The following is a 20,457-nucleotide window of genomic DNA, read 5'->3' as shown; positions in this document are numbered from 1 at the left end:
AGTGAACATTCGCCCTTTCAAATTCTGTATTTTCTAAGCAACTCAAGCAAGTCCGAAAGATGAGCAGTTGCTAGGCAGACGCAAGTGTCAGCAGCGCCATAATATACGCGAATTTCATCGCCAAACTGCGTGTGTCCACATGCAAAAACCACATTGGGCACAGCACCGCTTACCTCATAGTGTTCGTGGGGACCAAGAACCCAAAAAGGAAGTCTTGCAATCATTTTTCTGGGGTCTTCCAAATCAAGTAACGCCATTCCCATGCGATAGGTTGGTCCAGCGGCGAACTCCTTTACTCCATGGTATAATACGAGCCAACCTTCAGGTGTCTCAATTGGCACAGTGTTTGTGCCAACTTTACTTCCATCCCACATCGGCCCACCGCGTTCCATAAGAACACACCAAGGTCGGCCCCAATGTATAAGGTCAGTCGATTCGGTCAACCAAATATGTTGTATTTGCCCTGCCTCTGGCCGGTGGAGCATCCAATATTTGCCGTTAATTTTTCGCGGAAACACCGCTGCATCTTTATTGCTCGGTGCCAGCGCCAAACCAATGCGTTCAACGCTTTTGAAATCCTTTGTAGTTGCAAGCGCTACGCCTGCGCCAAAAGGAGAATAGGCAGTATAGGCAATTACATACTGCCCTAGGTCATCCAAATAGGTTATTCGAGGATCCTCACAGCCATACTCCTCGTAAGGAGAAGCATTTTGCGAAGGAGATAACAGTGGGTCAGGCTCAATTCGCCAGTCAGTTATCCCATCAACACTTCTGGCTACAGTCAGGTGTGATTTACCTTCCAAATCCTCTACTCTTAGGAGCAAAACTGTTTCATTTCCGACGAGAACTGCCCCAGGGTTGTAAACCGCCTGGCAAAGATACGGCATATCACGAAAAGTTATTATAGGGTTGTGCTTCGAACGCCTGAAAACTTCATTTATTAATTTCACTTTACACCCAGTGCCCCCTTTGCAATTTATTGGATGTGAAGCGTTAATACTGCAAGCACCGATTCATCGTGCATTTCCTAGGTTAGCAAAATTTCTATTAATATATTCCCAAGAAAATAAGGAAATTACGCATCAAGCGTCGAATGTTATATCAAACACAGCTCAAGTTCAGCATTAGCTGAATACTTTGAATAGGAGGCATCTACCTTGAGACGTTTTTACACACCATTTGTTACACTTATTCTGCTTTTGTGCTTCATAGCAGTTGCCCATGCCGGGTCAAAATGCACCGCCGACCCATCGGGATGGAAGTATTTATTCGATGGTAAAACATTGAAAGGATGGAAAGCAACTGGCGATCCAAAAGGTTGGGCAGTGGAGAATGGCACAATTGTTAACCTTGCAAAAGGTGGCGGCTATCTCGCTTCTGAGAAGACCTATGGCAATTTTCAGCTTGAACTAGAATTCAAGCTTGAAAAAGGAGTAAACAGCGGTGTCTTTTTCCGCTGGGCAAACTTGAGTGATCCAGTGCAAACGGGGATAGAAATTCAGCTTCTAGATTCTTATGGGGTACAAAATCCAGGCAAGCATGACTGTGGGGCAATCTATGATTGTTTAGAACCAAAAAAGAACGCTTGCAAGCCAGCTGGGGAATGGAACAAGTTACTACTCACCTGCAAGAACAACATGATTCTCGTTGACCTAAATGGTGAGCGAATCATTGTCATGAACCTCGACAGGTGGACAACTTCGCATAAAAACCCCGATGGTACAAAGAACAAGTTCAATACCGCTTACAAAGATATGCCCCGTTCCGGACATATTGGTTTCCAGGACCATGGCGGTAAAATCTGGTTCAGAAATATACGCATCCGCGAGCTCTAGGGGCTCTGGAATATAAACTTTTGGTCAAAAAAAGACAGCCGGCTTGCAGACAGCCGGCTGTCCCTGCTTCACGCTATTCGCCGGCTATTATTTTGTCCATGCGAATGGCAACATCTTTTAGATATGCGGCATCCCCGCCCGGAAGCTCTGCTGTCAAATAACCTTTATAACCTACTTCGTCGAGCGCCTTGCGGACTTCAATCCAATCAACGCTTCCTTCACGCAGGTTTTTCCATTCACGAGTATCCTTTTTAAAATCTTTTACATGAACCCTGTAAATTCGTTTTCCAAGCGTGCGAATCCAGTCCTGCGGCCAGCCAAACGCCACAACGTTCCCGACATCGAAGTACGCTCGGACAAACGGACTATCAAACTCATCTACATATCGTGCGAATTCCATTGGGCTTAGCAGGAAGTTATTCCATACGTTTTCAATCGCAATTGTAACATTCAAATCCTTTGCCGTCGGGATGATGCGCCTAATATTTTTCTGAGAACGGTGATATGCGTCCTCATATCGTGTATGTTCGTTGACCACTGCTGGAACAAGCAGGAGGCAAGCCGCACCCATTTCCTTCGCTCCTCTGAGCCCTTCTTTGGCAGCTTGGACTGCTTCTTCCTGCGTTTTCTCATCCGCAGCGGATAGTGGCTTTCCCCAACCGCCGTAGATTACCGAGTGAATTTCTATGCCTGCTTTCTCTGCTGCCAAACGCATAGCCTCGGTCTCTTTTGAATCCGTCAAAGGCGGCGCTTCGACGCCGTCAAACCCACAATCTCGCGCAAGCTTCATGCGATCTTCAATGCTCAGGCTGCCTGGTAGCATGCCGAAAACCAGCGCCTTTTTAAGCTCGGATTTTGACACTGAACTTTCCTCCTTGGCAAATGTTTCCGATGATATTAAGCTTGGTGACAAGCCAGCCGCCAATGCAATCTTAGCTGCCCGCCCCAAGAACTCACGTCTTTTCATAACATTTTCCTCTAGAGTTTGGAGTGATGGAAATTTTTAAACAATTAACCTAGTTGTTCCTTTACTCCAATCCGGTTACACTTTGGGAAACACCCAGGGCTTTCGATAGACTGGCGTTACGAGTTCGTTGGCTTCCTTGTCGCCAATTATTTCACCCTTTTTTGCATCCCAACGAACCTTGCGCCCTACTTTCATTGAAATATGCGCAATGTCGATGGCAATAGCTATTGGCAAATGGTAATCGAAATTGCATGATGGTTGCTGCCGGGTTTTAATTGCATCCAAGAACTCCCTGTCATGACCTGGCGACGAAGGTATCGTTGGAGGCGGAGGAGTGAATTCTTCGCCCTCCTTCATCTTTTGCTTTTCAACAACCACTTTATGGCTGCCATAATCACCCAGCAAGGTAGCATCAGTCCCATGGAAAATTACGCCCAGTCTTCGCCCTCCATCAGGTGGACCGCCAAAGTCGAAGTTATAGCTATTTCCACACATGTTTATCCACGACATAGTGAAGCCAGGGAATTCCCAAACTGCATCTACTGTGTCGGGGATATCGCTAATGTCGTCAGCCACAAACCTTCCACCGGTAGCATATGCAGATAGGGGCTGTCCTGGATCCATTGCCCAAAAAGCAAGGTCAAGAATATGAGGACCCAGTTCACTTAGCCAGCTTGCCACATAATCTTTAAAATACCTGTGAAACTTAAATCGTGCTTCATTATATGGCACTTTTGGCGCAGGCCCAAGCCACGCATCCCAATCCAATCCTGGAGGCGGCTCGGAATCTGGTGTCTTACCTATGCCCCCAGGATACTCGTTCATAGTACAAATCACACGAACAGCCATTACTTTCCCAAGCTTACCTGATTGAACAATTTCGACACACCGGCGGAAGTTGTCCAAGGAGTGAATTTGTGTCCCCACTTGCGTCACGCGCTTATTATCCCGCGCTGCCTTTGCCATCGCAATTGCTTCGGCTGGATAGCGCGAAATTGGTTTTTCGCAGTAGACATCCTTCCCAGCCTGGCAAGCATAAATAGACATTAGAGGATGCCAATGAGGCGGTGTTGTTATAACCACTGCATCGATGTCCTTCTGCTCCAACACCTCGCGAAAATCTTTGAATGCCTTTGCCTTGCCTTCGGTCTTTTCAACAGCCGCATTCCGTCGTTCTTCGCTTACGTCGCAGACTGCCCCAATTTCCACGTCTTCGTATCTCATGAATCCGTTCATGACGCCCATTCCGCGACCACCAAGCCCAATACAACCAAGAACGATTTTCTCGTTTGCTGAAACCACTTTTCTTACCTCCTGTGCAGCAGCGTGGCTAACAGACAAGCCCATGCCCGCTGTTAGTGCCATCGCCGAAGATGACTTAAGAAAATCACGCCTGCTCAATTTATGAGCCTTTTTTGCTTCCATTTATGAAGCCTCCAAACTTTTTCTATTGCCTATGTTCGTCATTGACTGTTGACTATCCTTGCAAATTTCAAGACCGGTTCTAATTCTGGACTTATATAGTGGCAACAGAAAAATACGATTCCTTTAGCACCTCTTTTTCGACAAAGTTCAATCTGGTGTTTAACATAATCCTTTTCTTGAGAAACTGCTTTTTGGTCCTTAAAAGTATAAATCGACAGACCAGGGATGACTTTCTCGCGCCATTTCGGGAGCTTTTCCCACTCATCAAATGCCCTAGCCAGCTCCCCATGACCAACATACGCCATTGGAATCACGTAATCAATAAAGCCCTCCCGAATCCAACGCTGCCAATCTTGGAGAACCCCATCCGCGCTTGCCTTTTTATAGAACACAGCTGCGGTTACTTCAATATTTGGGCGAATCCGCTTCGCAGACTGGTAAACATCCTTTACAAGGTCGCTGATGCGATCCATCCTCCACTGCTTCCACGAAGTTGTTTGTTTCTGCAACAGCTTCTGCTTGCTTAATTGCTTATCCACAGGCATTGCAGGGTCATCTACGATGGGTGTGATGACTTGCTCATCGGCAAAGAAGCTAGCCGGATGATCAACACCGAGAACAACCATAAGGTCTTGCATGTTCACCGCTGGCCCATCTATCCAAATTACATTCATTCCCTCTTCGACAAGCTTTCTCAATTTAGCCGCGTCTTGCTGTGACCAAATATAAATATTCGATACGATAAGGATTTCGTTGGCGGAGGGCTCATCCTTCCCAAATTCTGCAGTTGTAGCTTTGAATCCTATTCGTTCCAGCCATGCTTCAGCAGCATTTTTGAAAGCTAATCCATAGCGCTTCGTATTTGCCTCGGATACAAGAATTCTGATACGTTTAGAATCGGCACCGAATCCTCTGAGCTTTGCCCACAGAAAATTGTCTAGAGCAAGAAATCTAGAGTATTCGGCATGCCAATTAAACAATAATACACTTCCTCTTCCTAAACGGTTCTCGACAATTGCTGGAATTCCATTATCAAATACAGCTAGGACTCTACCAGTAGTAGCAGCATGAACTGGATTTGCACTCATAGTCAACCTTAAGGGAAATTTATCCCATGTGGGCAAATCAAGCCCAGTAGCCTTGCGGAACTCTTCAGCTGCTTTCCCATAGCCCAATGACATATTCGGAAAGCGTATATAGTCGAAATGTATTCCATCCAGATTGGGGTATTGCTTCACCGCCGAGAGCATTAAGTCCCGCTGGAAATCCCGAACTTCTTTTTTTGTAAAGTCAAACCAACCCGCCTTCTTGCCTTCGGCATCTTCCGCAAGCCAATCTTGATGCTTTGATGTGATAGCACCGTTCTCGGCTTCTCCGTTCACAAACCAAGCGTGTACCTTAATCCCCCTCTTGTGAGCGGCTTCTATGCAATATCCAAGGGGGTCGAAGTCGCCAACAACGGAGTTTGACATCGGACAAAGCGGCGTTTTGAACCAAGCTTGCTCATGATGGAAAACGAGAACAAAGATATTGTCTATCCCACAACGCTGTGCTTGGTCTAACGTCTTATCTGCAACTTCTTTGCTTATAACCCGCTCCGGATGCACCCAAAGGCCATTAATTGCCATCGTGGAGCTCCTAATCAACCAAAAGCAAACACATACTGCAATTAATCTAAAAGCTACTATTCGCACTTCTAGCTTCCCTTGCAATTAGGTTTATACTCTTCTAATCACTGTCTTTTACAAACAGCGGTCGAAGGAAATTGTAGCCAAGTTTCAATCCTTCAACTCTTCGCTCACCAGAAAAAACAGGGTCTTCATGTTCTATCGCCGCCCCACCGTTGTAGCCTACTTCCCTCAGCGCGGAGATAAAACCAGCCCAGTCTATCACTCCAAAGCCGGGAATCCTATACCTCCACCAACCACGGCTGAAAAACCCCTTGCAACTCAAGACGTCTTCTTTTATCTCGGTGTCTTTCAAATGAACATGGAGAATCCTCGAACCAAAGGTCTTAACAGCACTAATGTAGTCAATAAACTGCCACACTAAGTGGGATGGGTCAAACTCCAAACCTAGAGCTGAGGAGTCAACTGCATCGAACATCATTTCCCAAGCAGCTGGGTGAAAGCCGAAATTTTTCGACTTAGCCGGAAGATTTGAAACCGCCGGCCAATTTTCAAATGCAATTTTCACGCCGTTATCTTCGGCGATTTTTGCAATCTCACCAAACGCCTCTTTAAAAATTGGAATGTTTTCCTCTAATGACTTTTCAGGATCTCCAGCGGACATTGCAGCAACAACAGGAACGCCCAATTCGGATGCAAATTCAATCACAATGCGGAAGTCGGAAATTCGCTCAGCGGCTGGCTTGAAAGTAGCATCATAAAACGACAATGCCGTCAACGCAATGTTGTACTTCGCTTGAAGCTCACTTGCCAACTTTGCAGCTTCCCTGCGCTTGTCCGTGGACTTCAGAACGTCAGCAGGCCAAGACTTTGCGTGAACCTCCAATCCATCATAGCCGATGGATGATGCCAGCCTAAGTTCATCTTCATTGAAAATCGTTAGATATCCTAGCTTCATAAGCATCTCCTTACTTATTTCCTTCAGCCAAACCATTTGAAGTTAGGTATTCATAGCTCTTCTTAACGTCAAGCAACATATCTCCATAGGACGCATCTAACTCAACAATAAGCCACTCAAGAACATTTGGGTCTGCGGCGCCAATGATTGCTGGAAAATCAAGCTTGCCTGAGCCCACCGCCGTATGCACGTGCTCACCCTCTTTTAACAAGCCATCCTTAATATGAAGCAGCGGCATACGAGACTTATATTGTGAAATAATCTTTACGGGGTCTGCTTTTCCAAAGGCACACCAATATACGTCAAGTTCGCTAAAAATTTCGGGAGCTTCCTCCATGATTATGTCAAATGCATACTTGCCATTCAATGTAACAAACTCCCACCAATGATTGTGAATGCCAAAAGTCATGCCGTATGTCTTTACTAATTCGGCTGCCCTATTGAATTTGTCAATCGCCCGCTTGCATGCATCAATAGTTTCAAATTCAGCTGGTCCAAACCCACTAATCACTCGTTTGTTGCCTAATGTAAGCTCGGTCTCGCAAATCTGGCTTACGTTCTCCGAAGTTGGCATTGGCGTATGGCTGCTAGAGACTTGAAGACCGAGGTCGTCAATAACTTTCTTAATTTCCTTCGGGTCGTGCCCGTGGAGTCCAGCAAATTCGACACCCTTGTATCCAATGTCTGCGATTATTTTTAGAGTGCCAGGAAAATCCTCTTTTGCCATCTCGCGGACTGTGTACAATTGAATTGAAATTGGTTTCGCCATAAGCTGCTCCTTATTATCCAAAGTCTCCCTTTTTGGGATTAATTCACAACCATTGAGACGTTTCGACAATATACAAGGAATACCTCCCAAATATTGAGCTTGTAACTAAATAAAAAATATGTTTTTTAGTCATCTAGCCGAATTCTCAGGAATACCCTAGCCGCATAAGAAACAACGCCTCCGCGGCACAATCCTGATGACCTAGAAAGCTTTGACAAACCCTAGGAGTGATATTATCATAATCATAGTCTTGGAGGGCACCAATTGAAACTGCGATGGTACCATATTCTCGCGTTCACACTGCTGGCGGCCTATTGCATAAGGCTGCTGTATGGCTTTGCACAAGAGACATCCAATCTGCAGTGGGACTTCAGGACTTACTATTACGCAGCTAAAGCTCACAAAGCTGGCCTAAATCCATACAGTTTAACCGATCTTTCGCACATTGCCGGCAAGTCAATTACACTCCGTTACGTCTACCCACCAATTATCCTGTATTTCTTTCGCATTTTTGCACTACTTCCCTACACTGCAGCATATTGGGCATGGCTGTTGCTCAAATCAATACTGCTTTTTGCTCTTATTCGGCTTTGGATAAAGGTATTTTTAATTAAAGAAGCAGACCTGTTTTTCTATGTCTTCTGCGCATTTGCTTTTACGGGTAGTTTGTTCCACGACATTATTGCAGGCAATATATCTATAGTAGAACAATTCCTTTTGTGGCAAGCATTTGCGTTCTACCTGAAACGCAAAACAGGGCTGTTCTGCATTTTTCTGACATTAGCAAGCATTTTCAAATTGACTCCAATATTGTTTCTACTGCTTTTGTTGTTTAGAGACGACAGAAAAAGATTCTTATATGCTGTGGTCTCGCTTTCCATATTCACAACGGCAATCTTGCTACCAATTTTGCACTATCCCAACCTTGGTCGAAGCTTCTTAAACATCATAACTCGCCTGGATGAGCGCGCTGAACAATACAATCCCTCAACACTGTCATTCATAAGAGACGTATGCGACCTGGCGGAGAAACATATTGGCATCAAAATATCCTCTCTTACGGAAACTACTCTTTTCCTTGCCATATGCATAGCTGTGCTTGCAGTATCATGGTGGGCATTACGCAAGAATAGCCTGTTAATAAAAGCAGATGAGAGAATAGGCTTATTCCTTTGGTGTTTTGCTCTCGCGCTCGTGATGCCTCGATTCAAATCATACTCTTACATCCTCTTACTAGCTCCAGCCTATTATTTGATAAAAAACACAAAACACATACATGTAAGCACTCTCCTCTTTCTAATTGCAGCATCACCAACGCCTGAAATTGTGCTAGGGTTCGGTCTTTTTGGCATGATGGTGGCGTCCTATTTCCTATTGCTACTGATATTCGGCCTCTGGGGGTTGTTTATTTATGAAATGACAGTCAGTTCACGAGAAATTAAACTAGAGGCTTCGCGACAAGGGCGCATTGCGCAGATAACACAACGTAAGGAAGTGAAAACCTAGATATCAGATATTAATGGGGTACGATTTTACTCGTCTTAAAGGCTATTACTTGCAAAAGACTTTAAAGCATCCGCCTGTTTGAAAAAATAGTTCTAATAGCATCTTCTCATTATTTACTTAGATGCTTCGCGTCCAAGGTATTTTTTAAACCACTCCCTAGCAAGCCTAGCCACTTCCTCCAACGCACCTGGTTCTTCGAAAAGATGGCTAGCACCAGGGATTATTACAAGCTCCTTCGGACCTGGAAGTAAATCATAAGCTTCGCGGTTCAAGGGAATTATAGGCCAATCCTCGCCGCCAACGATTAGAAGCGTAGGAGAAGTCACATTCACAAGATAATCCATGGCAAGGTCAGGACGTCCGCCCCGCGATACTATCGCCTTGATAACATTTCCCAACTCTGCTGCAGCAATTAAGGCTGCTGCTGCTCCCGTGCTTGCTCCAAAATAACCCAAGTTAAGAGAACGTGTTTCCGCGTCAAGCAATGCCCAATCTGTAGCAAACATCAGGCGCTCTGCAAGAAGTTCCACGTCGAAAACTTTTTCTCTGTCCTCAGCCTCCCACTGCTCAAGCAAATCAAACAGCAATGTCGCAATCCCTCCGCGCCTTAGCTCTTGTGCAACAAACTGGTTCCTAGGACTAAATCGCGAACTTCCGCTACCATGAGCGAAAATGACCAACCCAAATGCATCTTTTGGTATAGCCAGGATTCCTTCCAACGTCGCTTGAGGAGTTTCTATCGTCACTTTTCTCTCAACTTCAGTTGCCATTTCATTCTCCTTGCCCTAAACAATTTTAAATGAATTTCCCTGCAATTTTTATTTGCGAAACATAGTCGGTCTACCTTGACACACATTCCTTGAGTTATTAGTATACCAACATGGAGGATAAAATGGCAGGCTTTGAAAGAATCACCAAGTTAGAGGCTGGAATGCCTATTCTTGTCGGAGGCGACCGCATTGCATATGTATCAGCAGATTTGGCTGAGAAATATAAGCCAGGGGACCAACTGATAATTCTGAGGGAAACGGGCGATATATTGCTCATCCCAAAGGAGATCCATGATTTGGTAACTTCTGCTGTTGACAAGGCACTAGAAGCCTTCGAAGCCCTCAGGTTAGTTTCAGATGAACAAATAACCCAATTCTACACCAATTTTGCCGAGCGATTGGCAGATGATGCTACGTGGGCAAAAATTGCTCAGGCAAATGAAGCTGACGTGGCACGTGCAAAGGAAAAGGGACGCTCAACCACTCGCCTTGTTGCAGACGAGAAGATGCGGCGAAATATGATTGCTGGTCTGCAACAATGGCATGATCTCCCCTCCGGGCGCGAAAGGGTGATACGAACCTATCAGCATGAAGGTTGGAAGCTTGATGAAGTCCAAAGCCCCTGTGGAGTTGTCGCCTTTGTGTTTGAAGGACGCCCAAACGTCCTTGCTGACGCAACCGGCGTACTAAGAACAGGAAACACCGCTGTGTTTCGCATAGGAAGCGACGCATTAGGTACGGCACAAGCAATGATGGAAACTGCTGTCAAGCCAGCTCTAGTTTCCGCTGGTTTGCCTGAGCACTCAGCCATCCTGCTTGAAAGCGCAGAGCATTCAGCTGGGTGGGCGCTATTTGCAGATTCCAGACTAGCACTTGTAGTTGCTAGAGGTTCAGGCAGGGCAACTGAAGTTTTAGGAGCAATTGCGCGCCAGGCTGGGAATGTCGCAAGTCTTCATGGTACGGGCGGCGCCTGGATTATAACTGATGAAACTGCAGACCCTGAAAAGTTCGAGCTGGCAGTTTATAACTCAATTGACAGGAAAGTATGCAATACTTTAAATGTTGTTTGCATACATCGATCTCGAGCAGCCGACCTCGTAGAAAGTATGTTAAATGCGCTCAAGAAACGAAGTGAGAAGCTAGGCCATGGATACCGAATCCACGTCGTCGAGGAAAGCAAGAATTTCATACCCAAAGAGTTGTTCGAGACGGAAACTGAAGTTCTTAGGGCAGATGGAATTCATCGCGAACCCATCGCTACTATCTTGCCCCAAAACAAACTTGGGCATGAATGGGAATGGGAGCAAACACCCGAGGTAACTGTAACTATCATTTCAGACCTAGCAGAGGGCATTCAGCTTTTCAATGAGCAAAGCCCTCTTATGGTTGCCTCACTGATTAGCGAAGACCCAGCTGCTCACGAACGCTTTTTTGCAGAAATCAATGCCCCATTCGTAGGGAACGGATTCACTAGGTGGGTTGATGGCCAATATGCTCTCAAGCGACCAGAGTTGGGGATATCAAATTGGCAAAATGGCCGCCTGCTAGCTCGTAGCGGCATATTAACCGGCGACGGAGTCTATACCATTCGTCTTCGAGTACATCAAACAGACCCCGATGTTCATAGGTAAAAAGAACGATTACTTTATAAAGGACAGAGATTCAAATTATGCGAACTTTATTTTTGTTGCTCATATTAGCAATAGCTAGCCCTTGCTTACCAGCTCCAGTTGCTACATGGATTCCCAGCCAACCGACAGGACTTGACGTCGTTTCGGTGCCAGATGGCCAGTGGGAAGCTTGTGTAGTGGCCAATCGAGATGCAATTCGATTAAAGAAGGGCACCCAACCAAAAAGCAACTATTTGTACTTTAAGCTTTCCCCAGACTTAAGGGCAAAATTTGGCTCCGACGCTTGGCTAATCGTTGAATTCTTTGACAATGCACTATCGCATGTAGGAGTTCAATACAATTCCAGCCAGCCGTATACCAGTGCTAAAGGTTTCCTTCTTACAGCTACTGGTGAGTGGCAAAAAGCTATGATATATCTGCCAAATGTGAAGTTTGCTGGTCTCCAAAACGGCGGCGCAGACTTCAGGCTTTCGCATTCCGGAAGTTCGCTCACCGTCTCAAAAGTTGAAATATATGCTGAGAAACCAGACGTGCAAATACCGTTGGACAAGGAGCGTGTCATGAAAAACTTAAAGTTTAATCCCGCACCAAAAGGTATGTTTTATACCTTTGGTGTGAACGAGATTGACGAACCATCAGCGCTCTTTTACAGGTCGCTTGGTGTAACTAGCATCGAAAGTTATGTCACATGGGAGACGTGTGAGCGCGAAGCTGAAGGAAAATGGGACTGGTCCTATTGGGATAAGCAGGTCCAAGTGCTCAAGGACACAGGCTTAAAATGGGTACCATTTCTAATTCTTGGGCCGGCATACTCAACGCCTGATTGGTTTAGAGCAAGCAAAGAACATTTCCCCTGCCGTTGTCTTGAGCATGGAATTGACAGCAAAATTGAATCGCTTTGGAATCCAAATTTACCAAAGTGGATTGAACGCTTCATTGCCGAGTTTGCAAAGCGATACCGTGACTCAAACGTAATTGAATCCGTTCTGCTTGGTATCCAAGGTGACTTTGGCGAGGCAATTTACTCAGTAACTGGTGGCGGCTGGACCTTCAAAATTCCTGGAGTGTATCACAACCATGCAGGCTACTGGTGTGATGACCCCTATGCTCTCTCTGATTTCCAAAAGTTTGTTGAGAGAAAATATAAGACAATCCAATCGGTCAATAAAGCATGGGGTTGCTCATTTGATTCCTTTGATAAGGTTGATTTCCCTGGCAGAAAAGACGAGCTAACAGCATTCCAGGCTAAGGCTAAATCAGGCGACCCCAAAGCACGCCGCAGGTGGCTCGATTTTATTGAGTGGTACCGTGAGGCAATGACCCGATGGGCAGACTGGTGGATAAAAATAACAAGGCAGTATTTTCCTACAACACCGATTTATTTATGCACTGGCGGCGATGCCGAACCTAGGCATGGCTCAAATTTCGCCGAACAATGCCGAATTGCCGCAAAATATGACGCTGGCGTGCGCATCACAAATGAAGCATCCGATTATGCCGCCAATTTCGTGATTACACGATGGGTAGCTTCAGCGGCAAAGTATTACGGCGCGTACTATGGTTTCGAGCCCGCTGGAGCCGAGGATGAGAAAGGTATAGTTGCTCGTATATACAACGCCACAGCTTCGGGTGCGAATCAACTTCACGACTACGCAGGAAACGTTACCCAATCACAAGAGCGAATCGACACCCAGCGCAAACATTTGAAATACCTTTTCCATGTTGAGGAACCAATTGTTCCAATCGCACTTTGGTATCCCAACGTCCACATGACCATTCACTGGGGCGAAGGCTATTTTGGTAAGGCGGCAACTTTTAGGGACTACACGGACTGGGATTATATAGACGAGACAATGCTCAGGAACGGAGCGCTAGATAGGTACAAATTGCTTGTAATCCTCCATGGCAGGATTATTGAGACGGATGACGCTCGCCGAATCGCAGATTGGATAAAAAAGGGCGGCAAAGTATTAGTTATGGATATAGAAAAGTTTGAAAGCGTAGAAGGCACAAATGAACCTGAGCAAGTCTTGACACAGGCTGGAATTACCCGGGTGAATGGCTGGAATGAGTTAATTTCGGAGCTTCGCAAGGCATTGGCAAGCTTCGGTTATCCGGTTTACGACCTGAAAAAGGATGGAATTTTTGGCACTCAAATTAGCAATAATAAATTCCTCTTCCTAAATACCACCAAAGCCGAATCGCAAATTGAGATTGAAAATCGGGGGAAGAAATCCAAGGCTTTCCTACCTGCTGGGACAATAACGGAGGTTGACCTTTAAGCTATGAGATATGAGTATATGAAGCCAGAAGATTATCGCCGCGCGAAAGATGCCGCTCCAATAGCATATCTCCCCTGGGGAGCCCATGAATGGCATGGCGTGCATAATCCGCTTGGATTGGACACACTCAAGGCACATGCCCTATGCTTGGAACTCTGTGCCGAGACAGGTGGCATAGTTTTCCCAGCAGTCTACTGTGGTTTTCAGACGATGAAGCCTTACGCTGGATTCGACTGCACGCTAGAGTTCAGCCGTGAATTGGTGCAAGAACATATTCGGCAATATCTAGCAGAACTCGCTGCCGAAAAATTCAAGGTCATCGTGATTGTTATGGGTCATTATGGTGGCGAGCACCAAAAAGCAATTCAAGAAGTAGTTTCGGAATTTAACTCTAACCAACATTCAACAGTCGCGTGGGCTTTTCCAGACTATGAGCCCACGAAAAGCGAGGGATTTCCAGGCGACCACGCAGGAATTGGTGAAACTTCCTATATGATGTATTTCTACCCCCAGCTTGTTGACCTTTCAAAACTTCCAGAACGAGAATTAACCACGAACGAAGATGGCATAATGGGCAACCCCCGACTTGCCTCCTCAAAACGTGGGCGCGACCAAACTAATATTTTTGTAAAGAATGCCGCTTTGAAGATAAAAGAACTGCTCCAAAAGTCATCGTAATTAAAGTTCAACCTTCAAAGGGCGGTGGCTTACATGGCAAATGTTCATAAGGATTTCCATGGTTGTTTCAGCTATGCGCTCAAGTTCCTTTATGAGGAATTTGGATTTAGTGAAGTGGAGGAGTATCTTCGCAGAATAGCACGCAACGTATACGCTCCGCTAATCGAGTCACTTCGCAGCCGTGGACTACCAGCCCTGAAGAAACATTTAGAAAACGTAATGGTTCTAGAAGAAGCAGATTTTGATTTGCAATATAAACGTGGCAACTTGCTATTAATAGTTAAGAAATGCCCCGCCCTTCACCATATGCGCGCACGCGGCTATGAAGTTTTTGAGCAATTCTGCGAATCCACACGAATCGTAAACGAAGAAATTTGCCGACAGGCCGGGTACAAAGCAACCGTAAAATATGACCAGCTAAAGGGAACGTGTACACAGTGCTTTCAAAAGGAAAAATGAAACATGATTTCTTGCACTGAATTTGTTATGGCTTATAGTGAACTTTTTGCTTTCATTGAAGAGCGCCATGGAAAAGAAACCTTATTGCGCTTTTGGGAGCAACTATCAGATAAATTCTTGTACAACCTTCGACAACTTGTAAGTGAGAAAGGCCTAGCCGGCATGTACGAGTACTGGACGCATACGTTAACCGAGGAGGGTGGCAAACATTCACTAATTTTGACCGACGATGAATTCCGAATTGAAATGGAATGCTGTCCCTCGATCTCTATTCTACGCAATAACCAACATCTAAAGCCCTACCCTGATTACTGTGAACACTGCAATGTACTTTACAAAAGAGTAATTGAACCATTCGGTTACCACTGCGAGTTGTTAATCCATGACAGCACCACTGGAAAATGCACACTTAGGGTGAGAAGGAAAGCTTAAATTAACATGAGAAGAATGGTAACCTGCTCAATTTTCTTCTGCTTGCTTTCTTCGGCACATGGGTCCATCGAGTGGCAGAATGGTCCAATGTTGCCCACTGCACGCGATAGACTTGGCTCAGGAGTAGTAGGCAACCTGTTCATAATTGCGGGAGGAGCATATTGGAAAAATGCGGAAAAACGGTACTACTCCGATACAATAGCCTACTCCTCAAAGACAGGCAAATGGGTTCGCCTTGCTTACCTTCCAAAAGCTGGTGCTTACGGAGCAAGCGCAGTTATGCATGACAATCGTGGCAACGAACAGCTATTAATCGCAGGCGGCTCAAATGAAAGCGGCGCATACGCGAACTGTTTCCGACTGGTTAAAGAAAGGGGGAAATTTCAATGGAAGCAGCTCCCCCCACTGCCCAAGCCGCTCACTGGAGCCTCTGCCGCTGTTATTGGAAATAAGTTCTATGTGTTCGGTGGAGCATCGAACATGGATGAAGAAGGAATCCGCACCGCTTGTCCTACTCTCCTCGAGCTTAGATTCGATAATCATATGGTCCCAGAAAATCGGTGGCGCGAAATTATACTTCCAAATGCCCCATCACCGAGAATAGGAGCGGCAGTTGCATCATGTGGGAAACAACTCTTTGTTTTCGGAGGGTATGGCGTGCAAGCAGACGGCATGCTCGGCAACTTTAATGACGCGTATGTTCTGGATTTCTCCAAACCAGGGACTCGTTTATGGAAGCGAATTGCTAATTTGCCAATCCCAGTCAGATGGGCAAGCGCAATTGCGCTGGACTCCAATAACATTGGAATCTTTGGAGGATATGGCGAATACTTTCTCGACAAATCTTTTATTTACAATATAGAAAAAGATACTTATCGCATTGACTCACCAATCCCCAAAGCAACAGCCATAATGGCATCAGGCGTTAGTAGGGATGGAATTATTTTCCTGGCAGGCGGTGAAGACGAACCTAAGCATCGGTCAGCATCGTTATTTCTTGGCCGATGGAAACCAGACTAACGAAAGCATATTGAGCAGAGGTCAGCATCCATAAGTTTAAATCTCAAGCGCACTGGCTTTCCTGCCAAGTGGGAAACATCCTTTTTACCCTTCCATGAAACTACTCGCATTATTTCATCGCCATAGATTGTTTGGCAATCCTCCATAGCAAATCCCGGAATAGGCTTGCCATCCTTATCTTGTATTTCAACCTTGATTTCACCAATTGCTGAAGTTGAGTAATTTAACACCAGTTCCTTGCCGCTAAAAATGATAGCTTTTGTAAGCATTTCACCGCCGTTTGCATCTGCATGCAGTGAAACAAAACCGTCCTTTCGAATTGTTGCCCTCATCAAACCATTGGTAGCATGACGGTAGTGTTGTGAATAATAAATCGTCAGCTCACCTGATTTAAGCTCAAGAATTCCCCATGCCGCCATTACATTACGGTCCGTCCAATTCGTTTGGTCAAGCCCTGGACGCATGAACGCCTCACGCCATCGCTTGAATTTCAACCCATCTCTGCTACTAATAAAAACCCCATCGGAGACACCCATTATAGGATGAGATTCAACCGCTTTTCGATTTGGCACAAAACGCTTTGGGAAGCCAACGTAAATATGTGGCGCATACGGATATGGCATGATTGCATTAGTGTAAAGATGCTCAGCAGGAGCCTCACCCCAATCCAGCCATTCCCCTGCGGTCCAATGAATAAAATCATCCGAGGTCGCGCGCTTGATATCACGAACTTGATTTCGAAAATCCCTGTAATAGCAGACATATTTCTTTAGATTGGCATCCCAGAAAGCAACGTTTTGAGAATCAAAAGCACCATCCGTGATAATAGCCTTGTCGCTAAGCGGCTTCCAACGATAGCCATCTTGAGACAAAAATGCGTAGAGAACACTTCGTCCGTCGCCCGATCCTGGCGCAACCGCCTTGTATAGCTGGTCAGGCTTAGCAGTGGGATAGGTATCTTTAAAAGGCACAAACGCATGGCTGCCTTTTGAAAACCAAACAATATTGTTGTCTTTCGACCCATTAAACTCATATATGCCGAGCGTGGGTCTTTCCCAATGTATTCCATCTGTGCTTTCGGCAACACAAGCTACCTCAGGATGGCCATTCTCGCCATTTGAACCTCTATAATACATTTTGTACTTGTCGCCGTCCTGAAAAATTGTCACATAAGCGCTAGTATCTCCCTCCCATGGAGCATCGAATGTAAAAACAGTACCCTGCGGGATAGGATGATGTAGTTCGAATGAAACTCCCTTCATCTTTTCGATTAGGTAATCATCAATAAAAAGCTCTAGTCGTGTTCCGATATTCAAAGCCTCTTCTCCTAGCGCTATCTTTAGCATGAAAACAAGCAGCATGACACTCCAAACTAATATTCTCATTTGTAACCTCTTTACCAAATTAAATCATGTAACCCAACCCACCTATGATCTTTAAAAGGTTTATTATGGATTCCCAGCCAAATATCGGCAAGATTACTTTCCGCCTTCAAAAGAGCTATGAGGGCATAGGAAGTTGTGCGCATATTCATACATCTTCGCCCGAGTTTTCGTTCCTCCTTGCCTTCGTAAACTCCATAAAATGCGCCGTCGAGGCGTGGGTCCCCAGTATCAATCCACTGCATTTCAAGCAATTTTTTCAAACTAATGTCGGCGTGCTTGAGAAGCAGTTCATCGCCGAGAATTTCGCCAATATCTCGAAATATCATCTCACTTACCGGCACCGCTGAAGGTATTTCGCCTCCAGCAAAACTCCCATCATTTTCTTGAACTGATGCAAGCCAATGAGCAAACTTGCGAGCCTTCTCAATAAAGGAGGAGTCTTCGAAAAACCTAGACGCAGCTATCATCATCGCTGTGCCGAAATCATCATTGTAGGCATGCTGCGGTAGCTTCGTTTGGCCCGGCTGCGGAGACATTACCTTCCCTGTGAATGGGTCAATATCAAGATTAAGACTGCCATCATCTCGAATAAACTCGTCTCTATAAATGACTGCAATTGGGAACAATCCCTTCTCAATATACCGCTGATCACCTGAAAACCGAAAAATATCGTAAAAGAATAACCCAGTACCTGAATGGAATGAACCACGAGAATAAAAGTTCTCAAGTTTTGGGTCCATGTAAATTGCGTACAAAGGCCATCCCCTATACATGCCTCTATCGATTAGCCAATCGGCAAATAACCTAGCCCTATCTAGATAAAGCGCTTCACCAGTCGCCTCGTAGAGCCATGCCAGTCCCCATGCGGCAGAAACAGCATCACGAGGTGCAAATTCGATAGATTGAGGCGTCAGTTCTCTGATTGCGCCAAAATATTGGTCTGAGCGGTCCATTACCTGCAACGACAATATATATCGCCCGGCAAGCTCAGCAGAACGGAGATATCTCGCATCGCCCGTCCGCTTCCAAAGCGCAAGAAGACTCATTAACATTGTTCCAGTCATCCAGTTGCCGGTAAGCACAAGCTCCTTCGTATCTGCATCATAGCTTCGAATTCCCCGACCACGGTTTGCGTCCTGACGGTCAGTAATTTGATTTCGTACCATCCATTCTCCACATAAGATAGCTCGTTCAAGAAGCAACGACGGCTCAATCATTTTTCCATCACTCATCGGCAAGACCTCTTTCGCAAGGATATACGGCATATAGTTTCGTGCTCCGACTTTGAATCATGAGCCTGATTTTCTTACCAATTAAATGACTAATGTTGCTCTCCTTGCGCCAACTTAGAACCCAATCGGTATCATTCCCTTGGATTCGGTCCGAATCTTCTAGACCATATCCTTTAATTACAGAACCATTCTCATCAAGAAGAGCCGCATGTGCAACACCACTTGCTGATGTGTCAACATTGATCTTGAGCACTGGTGCTTCAAGCATAAAGGGCTTGGTAATCAACGTTCCACCTGTATACGCACTATCGGCTGAAACAAAGCCATCCAATCGTTGTTCAACTCGATAAACCATTGGATCCCCAATTTGCGGAGGACGCTTAGCACTAACGGAAGGCTTTGGTTGAACATCGTCTGGTACTCTTCCCTCACCATGACTGCGACGGCTTCCGATATAATACTGGCTAATGCGATATCCGTATGGAACCATGCCGACAAGCATGTGCATCATTTTTGTGCATGGGCCGTCAGGCAAATCAAGCCGGACGTAAGACCCACGAAAATCACGTCGCCAGTTTATTCCATCCCTACTTGCTGCAAATTGCAGGTCAAGATATCCATCATTTATGAAACCTTCTGGATACCATGGATGGTGGTAGTAAAGCGATGGGAAAGCGAAATAGGCATCTTCAAGGTATTGAACAGCCGCTGCTTGGTAGATATCTGCTTCTGGAGGGTCGAGCTCATCGGGAAAGATTACTGACGGAAGTTCTTTGTTGACACGGCGCATATTCTCATGTCCAAGGCCCTCCCACTTCTTCGACATCGGCCAAGGGTCTGGCGCATTTTCGTCCCATGGAACAGGCAAGAGCAAGTCATCAGTCTCAATTCGAATAACAGTTCGACTTCCTGCCATTGGTGGTATTGGGCGGTCTCTATCCCATCCTCTGGAATAAATTACATATTTTCCGATGCGTGTATCATAGAAAGAAGAATTATGGTTGTCCAAAATAAAGGGAAGCAGGTTTCCAGGATTGCGTTTGAATCTCATGCCATCGGGCGAAGTCATTACATACATTCCGCCTTCTTCTTGGGCATGTCCCACAAGTTTGAATCTCTGTTCCTTTGGAGCACTTGAGTCAACGAATATACACCCCTCATTCTGGCGGCAACCTTCAATGCTGACTAGATTGTTTGCCTTCGAACCTTTGTACTCCACCACACCAAGCTCGGGACGTTCCCAATTAATACCATCTTTACTGACAACAAATGCTAGCGTCGTTTCTCCCTCATTAAGGCGCACACTGTAGTACAAGCGATATTCATTGCCAACGCGCACAATGCACATTGGACGAGTGCCCCCAAGCTCCCATTCCTTCTCAATTTGCAGACATGCACCACGCTTTTCGGGAGGATTCAAAACAAGACTTACGCCCTCGCACGACTCAATATCGCGATCATCAAAGAAAAGAAAGCGCCT

18 protein-coding genes are annotated in these 20,457 nt (G+C 45.6%); 8 read left to right on the top strand and 10 right to left on the bottom strand.

All coding sequences use genetic code 11. The features are described 5' to 3' along the window. Positions 1-17: 17 nt before the first annotated feature. A complete protein-coding gene (locus QHH26_12305; GenBank protein ID MDH7482739.1) occupies positions 18-887 on the bottom strand; it encodes a glycosidase in 870 nt (289 codons plus the stop codon). 270 nt (positions 888-1,157) lie between these two features. On the opposite strand from QHH26_12305, the gene QHH26_12300 reads away from it, so the two are divergent. Further along, positions 1,158-1,835: a DUF1080 domain-containing protein gene (locus tag QHH26_12300; GenBank protein MDH7482738.1), complete on the top strand. Its 678-nt coding sequence runs from the start codon at positions 1,158-1,160 to the stop codon at positions 1,833-1,835. 73 nt (positions 1,836-1,908) lie between these two features. Here QHH26_12300 and QHH26_12295 read toward each other — a convergent pair whose 3' ends face one another. The 5 genes from QHH26_12295 to QHH26_12275 all read right to left on the bottom strand — a co-directional run bounded on the left by QHH26_12295 (position 1,909) and on the right by QHH26_12275 (position 7,582). Next, positions 1,909-2,802, bottom strand: a complete 894-nt coding sequence (locus QHH26_12295; protein ID MDH7482737.1) for a sugar phosphate isomerase/epimerase family protein — start codon at positions 2,800-2,802, stop codon at positions 1,909-1,911. A 75-nt stretch (positions 2,803-2,877) separates the two neighbouring features. Further along, positions 2,878-4,227 (bottom strand): Gfo/Idh/MocA family oxidoreductase, encoded by a 1,350-nt coding sequence (locus QHH26_12290; GenBank protein ID MDH7482736.1) that lies wholly within the window; start codon positions 4,225-4,227, stop codon positions 2,878-2,880. A 38-nt stretch (positions 4,228-4,265) separates the two neighbouring features. Continuing rightward, complete coding sequence (locus tag QHH26_12285) at positions 4,266-5,855, bottom strand: family 10 glycosylhydrolase (GenBank protein MDH7482735.1); 1,590 nt, start codon at positions 5,853-5,855, stop codon at positions 4,266-4,268. A 100-nt stretch (positions 5,856-5,955) separates the two neighbouring features. Then, entirely contained in the window at positions 5,956-6,813 is an 858-nt protein-coding gene (locus QHH26_12280) for a sugar phosphate isomerase/epimerase (protein ID MDH7482734.1), read from the bottom strand. Positions 6,814-6,823: 10 nt separating this feature from the next. Further along, positions 6,824-7,582, bottom strand: a complete 759-nt coding sequence (locus QHH26_12275; protein MDH7482733.1) for a sugar phosphate isomerase/epimerase — start codon at positions 7,580-7,582, stop codon at positions 6,824-6,826. Between the two features lie 264 nt (positions 7,583-7,846). Here QHH26_12275 and QHH26_12270 point away from each other — a divergent pair, with 264 nt between their 5' ends. Further along, on the top strand, positions 7,847-9,088 hold the full coding sequence (locus QHH26_12270; GenBank protein MDH7482732.1) for a glycosyltransferase family 87 protein: 1,242 nt from the start codon (positions 7,847-7,849) through the stop codon (positions 9,086-9,088). A gap of 113 nt (positions 9,089-9,201) precedes the next feature. Here QHH26_12270 and QHH26_12265 read toward each other — a convergent pair whose 3' ends face one another. Then, on the bottom strand, positions 9,202-9,858 hold the full coding sequence (locus QHH26_12265) for an alpha/beta hydrolase (protein MDH7482731.1): 657 nt from the start codon (positions 9,856-9,858) through the stop codon (positions 9,202-9,204). 122 nt (positions 9,859-9,980) lie between these two features. Here QHH26_12265 and QHH26_12260 point away from each other — a divergent pair, with 122 nt between their 5' ends. From QHH26_12260 to QHH26_12235, 6 genes are read left to right on the top strand one after another with little or no spacing between them, the layout of a single operon-like run. Next, a complete protein-coding gene (locus QHH26_12260; protein ID MDH7482730.1) occupies positions 9,981-11,489 on the top strand; it encodes an aldehyde dehydrogenase family protein in 1,509 nt (502 codons plus the stop codon). Between the two features lie 38 nt (positions 11,490-11,527). Next, positions 11,528-13,771: a family 14 glycosylhydrolase gene (locus tag QHH26_12255; protein MDH7482729.1), complete on the top strand. Its 2,244-nt coding sequence runs from the start codon at positions 11,528-11,530 to the stop codon at positions 13,769-13,771. Between the two features lie 3 nt (positions 13,772-13,774). Continuing rightward, on the top strand, positions 13,775-14,449 hold the full coding sequence (locus tag QHH26_12250) for a creatininase family protein (protein MDH7482728.1): 675 nt from the start codon (positions 13,775-13,777) through the stop codon (positions 14,447-14,449). Positions 14,450-14,482: 33 nt separating this feature from the next. Then, on the top strand, positions 14,483-14,908 hold the full coding sequence (locus tag QHH26_12245; GenBank protein ID MDH7482727.1) for a hypothetical protein: 426 nt from the start codon (positions 14,483-14,485) through the stop codon (positions 14,906-14,908). 3 nt (positions 14,909-14,911) lie between these two features. Further along, a complete protein-coding gene (locus tag QHH26_12240; protein ID MDH7482726.1) occupies positions 14,912-15,340 on the top strand; it encodes a hypothetical protein in 429 nt (142 codons plus the stop codon). 6 nt (positions 15,341-15,346) lie between these two features. Beyond that, positions 15,347-16,360 carry a kelch repeat-containing protein gene (locus tag QHH26_12235; GenBank protein ID MDH7482725.1) on the top strand — a complete coding sequence of 338 codons (1,014 nt, stop codon included), beginning with the start codon at positions 15,347-15,349 and terminating at the stop codon, positions 16,358-16,360. On the opposite strand, the gene QHH26_12230 is transcribed toward QHH26_12235, so the two are convergent. The 3 genes from QHH26_12230 to QHH26_12220 all read right to left on the bottom strand — a co-directional run. Beyond that, entirely contained in the window at positions 16,357-17,745 is a 1,389-nt protein-coding gene (locus QHH26_12230; protein MDH7482724.1) for a hypothetical protein, read from the bottom strand. The genes QHH26_12235 and QHH26_12230 overlap by 4 nt on opposite strands. A gap of 11 nt (positions 17,746-17,756) precedes the next feature. Continuing rightward, a complete protein-coding gene (locus QHH26_12225) occupies positions 17,757-18,977 on the bottom strand; it encodes a hypothetical protein (GenBank protein MDH7482723.1) in 1,221 nt (406 codons plus the stop codon). Then, positions 18,970-20,457: hypothetical protein (locus QHH26_12220; protein ID MDH7482722.1), on the bottom strand; the 1,488-nt coding region annotated here is incomplete at its 5' end. The genes QHH26_12220 and QHH26_12225, both read right to left, overlap by 8 nt.

The organism is Armatimonadota bacterium (assembly GCA_029907255.1).
In the GTDB taxonomy this organism is placed as follows: domain Bacteria; phylum Armatimonadota; class UBA5829; order DTJY01; family DTJY01; genus JAIMAU01.
Note: the sequence above shows the minus strand (reverse complement) of the source record. Positions and strands in the feature narration are given on the sequence as shown.